A 12,695-nucleotide genomic window follows, 5' to 3' on the forward strand; every position below is an offset into this window, starting at 1 on the left:
AAATATAGCGCTTTTTTGAGCCTGACAAAAAAGAGATAATACTTGAAATATTTTCACAGATAGACTACAATAAAAGAAAATTAACACATTCACAAATAGTGGTGTAAATCACAAGGTTGATGCAACAGAACCGGTAAAGGGAGGCGCTGTATATGACTCAAGAAATTCTGAAAGTCCTGCCCACAACGGAATTTGACACGCTCTTGATGTGCGTCTATCAACCCCATGAATGTGTCGAATGTGGCGGCTGCGGTTATTGCGTAGACCAGCAGCAGACAATTGAGCACTAATTATCTAAGTAATATTCCCAAACTACCAGCCATACAAAGAACCCCTAAGACGAAATGTCTCAGGGGTTTCTTCTTTTATCCCAGTTGGACGGTGCACTCGCCGAGTTGTTTTTCGCCCCAGTACAGGGCTAGATGGTCGCCGTGATTGACGGGGCCTACACCGACCGGAGTTCCGGTGAAAATGAGATCCCCCGCATCGAGCCCATAACGGGAACCGATGTAATCGACGAGTGTCTGAGGAGCAAAGACCATCAGGCTTGCATTGCCGCGCTGCACTTCTTGGTTATTTTTCTGCAATACAAATTCTGTTTTACCGAGGTTATCTATCCCGGGAAAGGGAAGGGTCTTAGTTATCAGCGCAGAACGAAGAAATCCTTTGCAAGACAACCAGGGGCGGCCCTGTTTTTTTACTTCGTTTTGCTTATCGCGAAGCGTCATATCGAGACCGAGGGCCATTCGGTCCACCAACTCGTCCACCCTGATTCCTGGACGATAAGCCTTGCCGATAACGAGTACGAGCTCAGCCTCATAGTGAAGAGAACCTTGATCCGCTGGAAAAGGTATCTCCTGCCCGGTCATCTCCACTAAAGCGTGAGTAGGTTTGGTAAAGATGATCGGCGACTCGGGCACGGTGTTGCCCAGTTCCTGCGCATGAAGGCGGTAGTTCCAACCGACACAGTAGATGTTGCGTACGTTGTTCACAGAGATGTCAGACCTTTCTTGTGAGATGCTGTACCTCAATCATAACGGGTCAATTCTCTCCTGTAAACTAGCGTCGAGCAGGGAGGCTGACGTGAATAAGTCAAAGCAAGGCGAGAACACTTAGTAACAGGACCGATGCAGTCAAGGAAAAAGTCTAGGCGTAAACGAAGTTCGGGCCGTAAAACCGGTAAAGGCCATAGCTTTTAGTAAGAAAAGAGGTGCGGAAATGATTCGCGTTCGTTTTAAAGAGGGTCTGGCCGTTCAAGGGGAGACTTACGAAGATATTGTCCGCGGAATGATGGAAGAGTCTACGACGGTGAAACCGTCGGTGACGAACTTCATGGAAGAGATGAAGACAACGGTCCAACAGGAGACGGGAAATTCCATCCATTTCACCGACAGTGAATCGTTTATCAAGGAATTGCAGCGACTGGATTTGATTACTTCCATGGAGACCGATCAGCAGTAAGGGCACGGTTAATCAAAAAAATATCGAAAGACTGTTTTGATCAGGGATAGGTTGCTGGGAACTGCTGATGGGCTTGTCCCATAGGGGATATGAGCAGGACAGTGCGAAGAAGGGGTTCCGGTACGAACCGCTGCTTTGCGTTGTCCTTTCTTTTTGGGCAATACTGGTTCCCTAGCAAGCGGTGGGCCTGAGGGCGGGGTTGGGGGGATTTTGTTCTCAATCCTTGGGACTGTAGATAGATCTTTCGTCCCATCAGGAACTGGATCCGCTTTTGAGCCGGCATCGATTACCCGATCTGGTTCACGATCCCCTTCTTCATTATTGTTCTGCGTATCAATCGCCTCGTCCGCAGGTGAAAGGGATGGTTCCAGATGGACAGGGGCCGCCGAGTGATCTCTATCGGCATTAGCGAGAGCGTTTTTTAACAACCCCGATAGGGCAATATCCTGGCTGAGTTCTTCGGTAATATTCTCCAGTCTTGTCGCTTCCGTGGTAAGCGATGCGTCCTCAGGCTCATCCTCAGACTCGGCATTACAAGGTAAGGGAACTTCAGCGACTTTGGATTTCGCAGAGGGTTCTTCGGCAGCGGTCTGCACGATTGTCTGAGCCGGAACGGCAGTTTTATCTCGGGTGTTTACCTGTGACGTTGCTGGACTAGACGAAGCCCTGCTTCGGTATTCGGTAGCTGTGATGATGGGAGCCTCAATAACTTGAAGGGATGTCAAACTATCTAGAATCATTACAGGCTTACCTTCATGGATGGTGGGAACTCCGGTGGCTCGAACCTTTTTACCGGAAAATTCTTCAACCAGGGCATTTCGGCGCAGCGTGTCGATCTGTTCCGACCATACCATCACAGAAAAAGTCTCTCTAGAAGGAAGGCCGAAATGAAAGAATATCTCTGGTCGGCGGAATCCTCGGTGGATACGAGAGATTCTTCCTACCACCTCAACGCGCTGGCCCACATGGGATAATAATGGTTCGGGCTCGGTGGCTTCCATCAGCGGATAGGAGCTTCGCATCGTGGCTGATGGTAGAGAAACGTTTTGTTGGGGAGGAAGTACATAGTTTCGGGAGAGGAAATCGACCAAGCGTGGGATCTTTTCATATGGAAGCCGGCAAATCGCTTTAAACCGGTCGATGAGATGAGCGAGTTGGGGAAGCTCTTTCATCCGAGCAAGCAATTCCGACTGTTCAGGGTGGTGAAAATCATCCTGGCGAAAGAGGATGTTTTCACCGTCGGCAAACTGTCTCCATAGGATCGGCGAGAGGGCCGTCGCTGCCATGGCCAGATAGATGGCGATAGAAGAGAAGTTGTCCATGTTTTCATCATAATGGCCATCGCTGCGTAATGGGTGTTGGTAGTTGGGATGGCCCAAGTTAAGCGGTCCCAGGCTGGATAAGTCGGAGACATACATCCCATCATAACCGATGAGATGCAGGTTCCCATCATGAACGATGATGTTGCCGTGCTGCAGATCGCCATGGGCTGCACCCAGTTTATTCAACTGGACGATGAGCTGCAAAAAAGCCTTGGGCAATTGCTGCAGCACAGCCCGTTGGGATAAGTTTTTTTCGATGTAATCATGAAGCAGGTCTCCGTCGATCCAAGGCATTTTGACGATGGGATACCATTGGCCGCCGACACAAATGCCCTTTTTCAACCATTCAGAGGGTACAAAAAGTTTGCCGAGCTTCTCTCTCATGAGCAGCCGAATCACTTGTAGGCGGTGTTCCAAACTCGGTATCTCTTGCAAATAACATCGAACGGCCCAGCCTGTCTGTGGTCGGTAGAAGTGAAAGGTGGTCGTATAGCCCCCTGAGTATAGCTTCGGTCGACCCAAGGGAGTTCGTTCCACGAAACAGCTTCGAAGTTCACGGTCCTCAAAGGCATTTCGTAGATCTTCTACCGATTCTAAATATTCACGTCCTCGCGGAAATGGCATATTGAACATCTCCATCTTGGCTTTTCCCCTGATTACATACGCCAACGGCTCACTTCAGTCTTGCTGGGAGCTTCCCGATCCTGAGCGATGGCCGTCTCGACGGCTGCAGCGCCAAAATCGATTTCTTCGATCATCTCCATCTCCATCTCGTCAAGGCGCAGGCAAAAACCGTCTACGTCAGCTTCAATGGCGAAGTCATTGATAGAGGCGAGGAACGTTTCTTCCTCTTTTTTACCGACGACGAATTCTTTCACTAGATTACGGGCTCGTTCTGGGAGAGAGCGGACGCACATCAGGGTGTAAAGAAGCATCTGATCGCTTTTCGCCCAATCGACATAACCACGATAATGGCAGCGACCTAGGCCGGGGTATCTCGTCTTCAACTCATCCGATAATGTTTCCATGTTGTTGATCAAGTGGCTGCCGTTTTTCGTAACCGCCAGATATAGTCCGGCTACAGTCTTGCGGAAATCGAAGCCGTCGCTGAGTGGATTGTTGCCTTCGATCGTTTGGAGGACTTCATTCGATAGGCTGTTATCACTGTTGTCCTCTTTCGTCTGACGCTGCCCTAAGGCGAGGCAGCCGCCGCTAAAGAGGACGTTGAAGAGGTTTTGACCATCGATGCTGATGTCGCTAGAGCCTGTGGCTAACACATTCAGGTCGTGGAGAATAGACGATAGTTTCCGGTTGCTGTAACTCAACCAATCGGCATCTTCAGGAACCATTTGTTGTTCCTTTTCGACAAGAAAATCGCGATAGAGTTTTTCGTTATCAAGCAAAATCAAGCTTTTTAAGGGTTTTGCCCCTAAGCCTAATTGATTGTTCACCAAGTGGGTTAACGCTGACAGGGCGTTCTCCAGTTCTTCGAGATACCCTTTCCGTGGTAAAGTCACGATCGCACCGACAGGCTTACCCATCTGATTGGCCCAGTTGATCAACTCGCCATGACCGCCCGTACCGGTGCCGCCGCCATAGCTAGCGACGATAAATAAAGCATCTGACTTTTGGGCTACCTCTTCAAGACGAATCAGGACACGTTCCCGGTTTTCATCGTGAACTAAGGCTTTGTATCCCTCGTCAGGGTTGCCGCCGGAACCTTTTTCCCAGCCGCGTAGCTGAACTCTCCGGTCTTGAGGGACGTTTTTCAAGGCAGCTAGGTCACCGGGGAACGTATTGACAGCCAAGGTCTCATAGAGAGGTTTTCCTTCTGACGTTTTAATTCCGGCGAAGGCGTCGACGATTTTTCCGCCTCCTTGACCAATACCGATAAATCCGAATTTCAGGGCTACCTCTGTGGAGTTGTGGAAGTTTTCCATGTTCATGTTTGAGTCGCTCCTCTCGCAAAATTATGCGCAAAATACCGATTGATAAAAATCTTGCCGTTTTGTTGTTAGTTTCTGGAAAATTCATTCTTCCTACCCGCCTATTTTTCCTGCAAGAAAAACAAATTTTTCCAAAAATATTCTTCTCTTTGTCGGTTGAGTGGTTGCTTGAGGAGACCAATATTAAACAGTGAACCGATGTGTTATGATGGTTGACGAGCGTCCCGGAGGTACAAAGCAAGAAGCAACCCGAAAATTGCCGACAGAGATACGACTAGACGGGTTAGCGTGTCGCCCATATGGTCCCTCAGCATCGTTCCTGCCAGCGGAAGTAAAGCGACGGGAAGTTGAAGCAGGCTGTTTATCGCTACAAAGTGGGGTCTTTCTCTGTCGCCGGACATTTCCAATAAGTAATTGAAGAAACTTAGCGAACCGGAGGAAGCGATTCCCTGTAAGGTGAAGGCGGCCACCAGCAAGGATTGCAATCGTTCATGAGAGGTAATGATGTCACAGAGTACGAACAGAAGCGGGCAAAACAGGGCCAGAGCTGATGCGGTGATCATAGCAGAGCGGTTTCCCTTTTTATCGCCGAGGTAACCGAAGAGAAGCGCACCGGCTGCTGATCCGGCGATGCTGTAAAAAATCATATCGCCCATGCTGAGGTCTACATGAGGTTTTTCCAGTTGAGCAATGAGATAGTATGGAGATACGAGCAAGCTTAAGGACAGAGCGTATTGACAGAATGTGAGATAGAGGAAATTGCGGTTGCCTAAGCAGTGCCGAAACCAGGTGCCGATAGAGACTACAGCTGTAAGGGCCGGTGGCGGTGAAGACGATGATCGAACTGGCGATCTACTGTTGAATAATCGGGGAGACGGTAACCGTGCGAACCCTGTCTGGGATTGTGAAGAATAGGGAGATGGCCGATAAATAGGATGCTGAGGTGCCCGATCACGAGCTTGCAGAAAAAAGAGCAGCGAAGGTAACAACAATAGATAGCCCACTGTAAAAACGGGAAGGTAATCGGCAGGCAATCCGTGATCGGCATCAGGGATCGCCTTGGAGATGATGTATCCGGCTACGAGCGCACCGGTGTTTCCGGCGACATGAATCCAACCGAACAATCGGCCTCGTCGATCCGTTTCTACAGAACGGCCGAAAAGGTCCATCCAAGGCACTTGAATGATTCCTTCCCCAATAGAGAACAGGGTGAAACAGAAGAAGAAAGAAAACAACGTCGGCTCCCTGCCAACTCCTGCAGTAAGCATCAGCAGAAAGAACAGCCATTGGGGACGGTCGAAAAGCATCACTCGCCAAATGAAACGAACGGGACTCGGTAGATGATGAACTTTGGTCATCATGAACAGTTGAGGCAGGACAAATCCGATCTGCTTGATAGCATAGGCAAGGCCGATCCACATCTCTGAATGGCTGACAGAATAGATAAAACTGGGGAGGACGGTGTTGATATCGAAAAATGTCGTGGCGATGATGTAAGCTACGGCGTCAAAAAAGAGCACAAGACGAGTAATCGTCACGCCTCATCACCTCCCTCGGAACTTTTTATTTCCCCCGGCGAAGTATATTTGAGTAAACGAAAGGAAGAGGTTAAGGGTGCAACTGACAGCGCGCTTTCGAGACGCCCTCATCTTTGCCATGCAGCTCCATGCGGATCAAGAGCGAAAACTCTCCAAAAATGAAATGCTTTACTGCAGTGAGCGCAGAAGACCTTATGTAGGTCATCTCTTGGCAGTAGCTTCTATGCTTATCGAATGTGGGAGGCCAGAAGAAGAGGTAATCGCAGCTTTGCTTCATGATGCTGTGGAAGATCAAGGCGGGAGGGCGATGGCAGAAAAAATCGCCAGCCTCTTTGGACAGGATGTAAGGGACCTCGTTTTGGAGTGCAGTGATGCTGATGACACACCAAAACCACCATGGCTGGAGCGAAAGCAAAAATACCTGGCCCATTTGGAAGAAGCGAGCACCGGAGCATTGTACGTCTCCCTGGCTGATAAAATTCATAATGGACGGTCTTTGCTGCACGATATAGAGCGCTATGGCGAAGAGGTTTGGAGCCGCTTTCATGCCACTAAGGAACAGACCCTTTGGTATTACGATGAATTCAGCAAGGTGATCCGCCGACGGTTGCCTGACGAGGTGCTTGTACGGGAAGTGACTCAGATCGTGAAGGAATTGCATAGGATATCAAGTTTGAAATAAACTGCTGCGCTGCGGCGGTTTTATTTTTTGTGAAAGAACTTCTTGCAAGAAAAGCAGGAAAGATTGATTTTATATCGAATAAATTATTGATTGAATTTAACGGGGGACTGTTAGGAGGGAAGGTTAAATGGCCCGAAACAACGATGATTTCCCAAAAATTTGGGCGGAGCTGTTAACGACGGAGGAGTTGGACTTTTTGCTTGGATTGCTAAACCAATCGGAAAAGTTCACGAATCCGAATCCAGCCTATCGGTAACGATAAGGTTCCGAAAAACCGTGACAACAGACGGGAGCTACGAAAAATCATATTGTTTCTACGTTTTAAACTGTCAGAGAAAGAGTGCTTTGACGGTTTATATTTTTTTGATGGGCAAAAACAATAAGGCGAGGATCTCGGAAGAGATCCTCGCCTTGGAATCCGATAGCATTTTAACGAATTCTGTCTGCGGAAATATACCTTTTGGCTTAGTAGTTTTTACAGGTTAGTTCAAAATATGCTTGAGGATGGCTGCATGTGGGGCAGACCGTCGGTGCCTCTAGCCCTTCATGGCGATGGCCGCAAACTCTACATTGCCAGGTTTGGACGGCGTCCTTGCGAAAAACGGTGCCATTTTCAAGATTCTGGAGAAGTTCCCGATATCGCTCTTCATGTTCCTTCTCGATCTGACCGACGCGGAGAAACAAGTCGGCAATCTGGGAGAAACCTTCTTCTCTAGCTGTTTCGGCGAACCCTTTATACATGTCAGTCCATTCGTCATGTTCACCTTGAGCTGCATGTTCCAGGTTGGTTTTCGTGTCACCGATACCTTGGAGCAACTTAAACCAGATTTTTGCGTGAGCTGATTCGTTTTCGGCGGTCTCCAAAAACTTGGCCGCGATTTGTTCATATCCTTCTTTTTTAGCGACGCTCGCAAAATAAGTATACTTATTTCGCGCCATCGATTCACCGGCAAAGGCATATTTTAAGTTGGCTTCTGTTTTTGTTCCTTTTAGCTTGTCTGTCATTCGTAGTAACCTCCATCGATTAAATATTTGTCGTAATAATCACATTCTACAAAATTTCGGTTATACCTCCTTGCATTGGTTATAAGTGCTTTCGATTAAAGATTCATAATATTTTTGAAAAAAGGCAAGATTACATTCATTTGCTGAAATCGGCATGCTTCATCGAGGGAGGAGATATAGTAGCGTTTCGCGAATTGTACATAAATATGTCGATAAGTATGTCGAATAGTCTAAAATGAAGGTATTTGCGGCCCAAAATGTGTAAAAAACCACAAGTGCTAGAACTTGCAGTAGACGATAGGCTTCTCGGGAGGTAAGGCATGAAAGTCCAAATGGTCAAGGTTGAAGAGGCAGTGGGTATGGTGATTCCCCATGATATGACCAAAATTGAAAAAGGCGGATTCAAGGGACCCTGCTTTCGCAAAGGCCATGTGATTCGAGATAAAGACGTTCCCGAACTACTCAGTATGGGTAAATCACGAATTTATGTGCTCGACTTCGAAGTAGATGAGATCCATGAGGATGAAGCGGGAGTGCGACTAGGGGCGGCTGCCGCCGGTGAAGGGGTGACTTGCAGCGAACCGCGAGAAAGCCGAGTCAATCTCCATGCTGCCCGAACGGGATTGCTGAAAATCAACGTACCGGCCCTAAAAAAGATCAATCGATTGCCGGAAGTGATCTTCTCAACGTTGACCAACAATACCCCGGTGATAGAGGGGGACCTGTTGGCAGGAACGAAGGTAATTCCTTTGGCGGTAAAAGAAGAGGTCATCGGAGCAGTTGAAGCCATCTGCATGGATTTGGGAAAAATTGTCGAGGTAATCCCTTATCAGCCGATGGACGTTGGAATCGTCGTCACTGGTGCCGAGGTGTTTTCCGGGCGGATTCAAGATAAATTTGGTCCGGTGCTACAGCAAAAAGTCGAGTCTTATGGTTCCCGAGTACTACATGCCGACTATGCACTGGATGACCCCGAGGTGATCGCGCAAAAGATTTCGGCGATGGTCGCAGCCGGAGCAGGGTTGGTATTGGTTAGCGGGGGAATGTCGGTCGATCCGGATGACGTAACGCCCCAAGGGATTCGTTTGAGCGGGGCTTTTGTTGAAAAGTATGGTGCGCCAGTGCTTCCAGGAGCGATGTTTTTGCTGGCCTATCATGGCGACGTCCCGATTATCGGCATCCCTGCTTGCGGCATGTATTTTCGCATCACCCTACTCGATTTAATCCTTCCTCGGATCTTTGCAGGCGAACGAATGGATGGCGATGACATTGTAGAGATGGCTCATGGAGGGCTTTGCCGCGGTTGTACAGAATGCCACTTTCCTCGCTGCAGTTTCGGCCAAGGTGGAAGATAACTTTGGGTGCGATTCATGTTCTTAATTGAAAAGGATTCTGTCGTAGGTAAGGATGGAGAGGACCTATGATATATGCCAAGCTTTTAGAGATTTTAAATCGTCGAGAACCAGCTGTTCTGCTCACAGTCATCCAGGTTCGAAGGACCCCTCCGGTGCTCCCTGACAAGGCTGAAAAGGACGACATCCACCGTAACGGTGTAGGGAAGAGACGGTTATGGTCCCCTGAATGGATCGAGGGATCCCTCGGTGATCTGGGACTGGATAATGTGGCGGACCGCTTGGCGGAAGAAGTCTATCATTCGGGAAAGCTGATCCTTCAGAAAGGACTACGAGACGACCAGGGAGAAGAAATCGCTTTGGTCGGTGAACCTTTTTTTCCTCCTGATGAACTCGTCGTGCTGGGCGGCGGTCATATTTCACAGGCATTGGTCCCTATCGCCGCGATGCTCGGATATCAAATCACTGTTGTCGACGACCGGCCTTCCTTCGCGCATCGGGAGAAGTTTCCCGATGCAGAGCAGGTGATTTGTGATGATTTTGTCCATGCCATCGGTAAGCTTCCCCTGCACCGACGCTGCAGTGTGGTCATCGTCACCCGAGGACATCGCCATGATCTCCTCTGTTTGGAGCAAGTGTTGGAAAAAAACCTAGCCTATTTAGGCATGATCGGCAGTCGTCGAAGGGTGCACCTGATTCGAAATCTCTTGCAGGAAAAGGACATCGATCCCGGTCTGATCGAACGTCTCCGTATGCCTATCGGACTCGATATCGGCGCTGAAACACCGGAAGAAATCGCCGTGAGCATTGCCGCCGAACTGATCAAGTATCGTCAAGGCGGGATCACCATGCAGGACATAGGCTTATTAAAGGCTTTAGTACAATCCTCACAAGAAGGGCTGCCGGCAGCACTAGCTACGGTCATCGCCACACAAGGTTCCACGCCCCGCAAGGCTGGTGCGAAACTTCTCATCTTCCAGGATGGAAGGATGATGGGAACCATCGGAGGCGGCTGTATCGAAGGGGACGTTCGCCGGGAGGCGTTACAGCGAATAGAGAGCGGGGAACCGGGATTGTTTCGCTTTTCCTTGAATAATGACGATGCGGCTGAAGAGGGAATGGCTTGTGGCGGCACCATGGAAGTTTTCATCGCTCCAGTGCGTAAAGGGGATTGATTCTATGCAAAGACTTCTGATTGTCATCAAAGGTGCTGGTGATCTAGCCAGTGGTGTCGCTCACCGGCTCTACCGCTCCGGTTTTGTGCCGGTTATGACCGAACTGGAGCATCCCTTGGTCGTTCGCCGGACCGTGTCTTTTGCTGAAGCGATGTATTCCGGTGAGGTGACGGTGGAAGGGGTTACCGCTAAAAGGGTCATGAATCTAGAGGAGGCCATGGAATACCGCCGAGAGAGGATCATCCCGGTGCTCACCGATGTTTCCGGGCAGGCGATTCTGCAAATAAGGCCCCATGTGCTCATTGACGCTACCATGGCCAAGAAGAATCTGGGAACGAGCATCGATGATGCGCCAGTCGTGATCGCTTTAGGCCCTGGATTTTACGCAGGGAAGGATGTCCATGCCGTCGTAGAGACGAAGCGCGGCCATTATCTTGGACGGGTGATCTGGGAAGGTCCGGCTATCGCGAATACGGGGATTCCCGGCGAAATCGGCGGTTTCAGTCATGAGCGCTTGCTGCGAGCACCGGTGGACGGGACTTTTACCGCTATCAAAGCCATCGGTGATCTGGTAAAAGCGGGCGAAATCGTGGGGAATGTCAACGGTCATCCCGTTGAAAGTACGATTCCGGGCATGCTGCGCGGGTTGATCAAAGATGGAATAGCAGTCACATCAGGAATGAAAATCGGAGATGTAGATCCGCGAGCCGATCGGGACTCCTGTTTCACCATCAGCGATAAGGCAAGAGCTGTTGCGGGCGGGGTTCTCGAAGCCATGCTGGCCGCTTGTAGCAAAAACTATGGTAATCCTGGCATAGATATCGTATAATACTTCTGGATAAAGTGCATATTGTGCAAATAGGAGGAGCCTGTCATCGACAGGCTCCTTTTTGTCTTTTTGCACTGGAAAAGGGAGGAATTATCGGTGACGGATATTGGTTTTATCGCCTCGATCGTGATCTTTGTGATCACCTATGGTCTGATTATCTGGGAAAAAATCCCACGGGCAATTACAGCTATGCTCGGCGGGCTTGTGATGGTTTTGCTGGGCTTCTTGACCCAGGAAGTCGCCATTAAAGATGACATCGATTTCAATACGCTCGGCTTATTGATTGGCATGATGATCCTCGTCGCCATCACTCGCCGCACCGGTATTTTTGAAGCCTTAGCCATCTGGGCAGCCCGGGTGACCCAAGGTAATCCTCTTTATCTGTTAGGGTTGTTATCGTTGATTACAGCATTTGCCTCTGCCCTGTTGGACAACGTTACAGCAGTTCTTCTGATTGCGCCGATTTCCATCATCTTAGCCGATACGTTGAAAGTGAATCCCGTACCCTATCTGATCACAGAAGTGCTAGCTTCCAACATCGGCGGTACAGCGACCCTGATCGGTGATCCCCCAAATATCATGATTGGCAGTTCAACAGGACTTGGCTTCATGGATTTTTTGCTTCACCTAGCTCCTATTGCGCTGCTGATTCTGCTGGTATCGACGGCACTCTTGATGGTGGTCTATCGTAAAGAGTTAAAAGGTGATGAAGCAAGCCGCCGGATGATCCTGACTATGGAGCCGAAGGAAGAAATCAAGGACTGGGCGCTGCTCAAAAAGTCACTGGTTGTCTTGGGCCTGACTATCGTTGGCTTTACCTTACACGGAGTACTTCACCTTGAGTCGGCCACGATTGCGCTGACCGGTGCCATGGTGTTGATGATCATCAGCCGGGAAGAACCGGAAGATATCTTGCTCCATGTAGAATGGCCGACGATCTTCTTTTTTGTCGGTCTCTTTGTTCTCGTGGGGGGACTGAAGTCGACCGGTGTCATCGCTTCACTGGCCCAATGGGCTCTTACGGTCACTCAAGGCAACACACAAACGACGTCCTTTTTAATCGTGTGGCTTTCCGCCATCGCCTCCGGCTTTGTTGACAATATTCCCTTTGTGGCGACCATGATCCCGATGATTCATGAGATGGGCAGCTTATCCGGTATGGAACTGGGACCGGTCTGGTGGTCGTTGGCATTAGGTGCTTGTTTAGGGGGGAACGGGACACTCGTCGGTGCTTCCGCCAATATTATCGTGGCCGGTATCGCCGAAAAAGCAGGAATGCCTATATCCTTCCGAAAGTTTTTGGTGATTGGATTTCCTTTTATGCTCCTTTCTGTAGCGATGGCCCATATGTATGTGTATGTTAGATATTTTTAGAAGCACGCATT

At 49.3% G+C, this 12,695-nt stretch carries 13 protein-coding genes; 8 read left to right on the plus strand and 5 right to left on the minus strand.

The genetic code is table 11. From position 1 onward, the window contains the following. Positions 1 to 152: 152 nt before the first annotated feature. The gene (locus tag GJ688_RS08245; protein WP_155476065.1) at positions 153 to 290 is read left to right on the plus strand and encodes a hypothetical protein; all 138 of its coding nucleotides are present in this window, start codon (positions 153 to 155) and stop codon (positions 288 to 290) included. Positions 291 to 365: 75 nt separating this feature from the next. Here the strand turns inward: GJ688_RS08245 and GJ688_RS08250 are convergent, their stop codons facing one another. Then, on the minus strand, positions 366 to 992 hold the full coding sequence (locus tag GJ688_RS08250) for a fumarylacetoacetate hydrolase family protein (RefSeq protein ID WP_328597337.1): 627 nt from the start codon (positions 990 to 992) through the stop codon (positions 366 to 368). A gap of 226 nt (positions 993 to 1,218) precedes the next feature. Between GJ688_RS08250 and GJ688_RS08255 the strand changes: the two genes are divergently transcribed. Beyond that, positions 1,219 to 1,461, plus strand: a complete 243-nt coding sequence (locus GJ688_RS08255) for a hypothetical protein (protein WP_155476067.1) — start codon at positions 1,219 to 1,221, stop codon at positions 1,459 to 1,461. An 8-nt stretch (positions 1,462 to 1,469) separates the two neighbouring features. Here GJ688_RS08255 and GJ688_RS08260 read toward each other — a convergent pair whose 3' ends face one another. From GJ688_RS08260 to GJ688_RS20995, 3 genes are all read right to left on the minus strand, one after another. Continuing rightward, positions 1,470 to 3,407 (minus strand): BUD32 family EKC/KEOPS complex subunit, encoded by a 1,938-nt coding sequence (locus tag GJ688_RS08260; protein ID WP_170291796.1) that lies wholly within the window; start codon positions 3,405 to 3,407, stop codon positions 1,470 to 1,472. A 32-nt stretch (positions 3,408 to 3,439) separates the two neighbouring features. Continuing rightward, positions 3,440 to 4,729, minus strand: a complete 1,290-nt coding sequence (locus GJ688_RS08265; RefSeq protein WP_155476069.1) for an FtsZ/tubulin family protein — start codon at positions 4,727 to 4,729, stop codon at positions 3,440 to 3,442. A gap of 203 nt (positions 4,730 to 4,932) precedes the next feature. Next, positions 4,933 to 6,267, minus strand: coding sequence for an MFS transporter (locus GJ688_RS20995; RefSeq protein ID WP_155476070.1), 1,335 nt, complete (start codon positions 6,265 to 6,267; stop codon positions 4,933 to 4,935). Positions 6,268 to 6,343: 76 nt separating this feature from the next. On the opposite strand from GJ688_RS20995, the gene GJ688_RS08275 reads away from it, so the two are divergent. Together GJ688_RS08275 and GJ688_RS21000 are read left to right on the plus strand one after the other, a co-directional pair. Then, on the plus strand, positions 6,344 to 6,949 hold the full coding sequence (locus GJ688_RS08275; protein ID WP_207708777.1) for an HD domain-containing protein: 606 nt from the start codon (positions 6,344 to 6,346) through the stop codon (positions 6,947 to 6,949). A gap of 127 nt (positions 6,950 to 7,076) precedes the next feature. After that, positions 7,077 to 7,205 carry a hypothetical protein gene (locus GJ688_RS21000; RefSeq protein ID WP_268892045.1) on the plus strand — a complete coding sequence of 43 codons (129 nt, stop codon included), beginning with the start codon at positions 7,077 to 7,079 and terminating at the stop codon, positions 7,203 to 7,205. Between the two features lie 209 nt (positions 7,206 to 7,414). On the opposite strand, the gene rbr is transcribed toward GJ688_RS21000, so the two are convergent. Further along, the gene (rbr, locus tag GJ688_RS08280; protein ID WP_155476071.1) at positions 7,415 to 7,954 is read right to left on the minus strand and encodes a rubrerythrin; all 540 of its coding nucleotides are present in this window, start codon (positions 7,952 to 7,954) and stop codon (positions 7,415 to 7,417) included. Positions 7,955 to 8,274: 320 nt separating this feature from the next. Here rbr and GJ688_RS08285 point away from each other — a divergent pair, with 320 nt between their 5' ends. From GJ688_RS08285 to GJ688_RS08300, 4 genes are all read left to right on the plus strand, one after another. Next, a complete protein-coding gene (locus tag GJ688_RS08285) occupies positions 8,275 to 9,309 on the plus strand; it encodes a molybdopterin-binding protein (protein ID WP_155476072.1) in 1,035 nt (344 codons plus the stop codon). A gap of 65 nt (positions 9,310 to 9,374) precedes the next feature. Continuing rightward, positions 9,375 to 10,481 (plus strand): XdhC/CoxI family protein, encoded by a 1,107-nt coding sequence (locus GJ688_RS08290; RefSeq protein WP_155476073.1) that lies wholly within the window; start codon positions 9,375 to 9,377, stop codon positions 10,479 to 10,481. 4 nt (positions 10,482 to 10,485) lie between these two features. Further along, on the plus strand, positions 10,486 to 11,310 hold the full coding sequence (gene yqeB, locus GJ688_RS08295) for a selenium-dependent molybdenum cofactor biosynthesis protein YqeB (protein ID WP_155476074.1): 825 nt from the start codon (positions 10,486 to 10,488) through the stop codon (positions 11,308 to 11,310). Positions 11,311 to 11,415: 105 nt separating this feature from the next. After that, the gene (locus GJ688_RS08300) at positions 11,416 to 12,684 is read left to right on the plus strand and encodes an ArsB/NhaD family transporter (RefSeq protein ID WP_170291803.1); all 1,269 of its coding nucleotides are present in this window, start codon (positions 11,416 to 11,418) and stop codon (positions 12,682 to 12,684) included. Positions 12,685 to 12,695 lie beyond the last annotated feature (11 nt).

Origin of the sequence: Heliobacterium mobile, assembly GCF_009720735.1 — a bacterium.
Lineage (GTDB): Bacteria > Bacillota > Desulfitobacteriia > Heliobacteriales > Heliobacteriaceae > Heliobacterium > Heliobacterium mobile.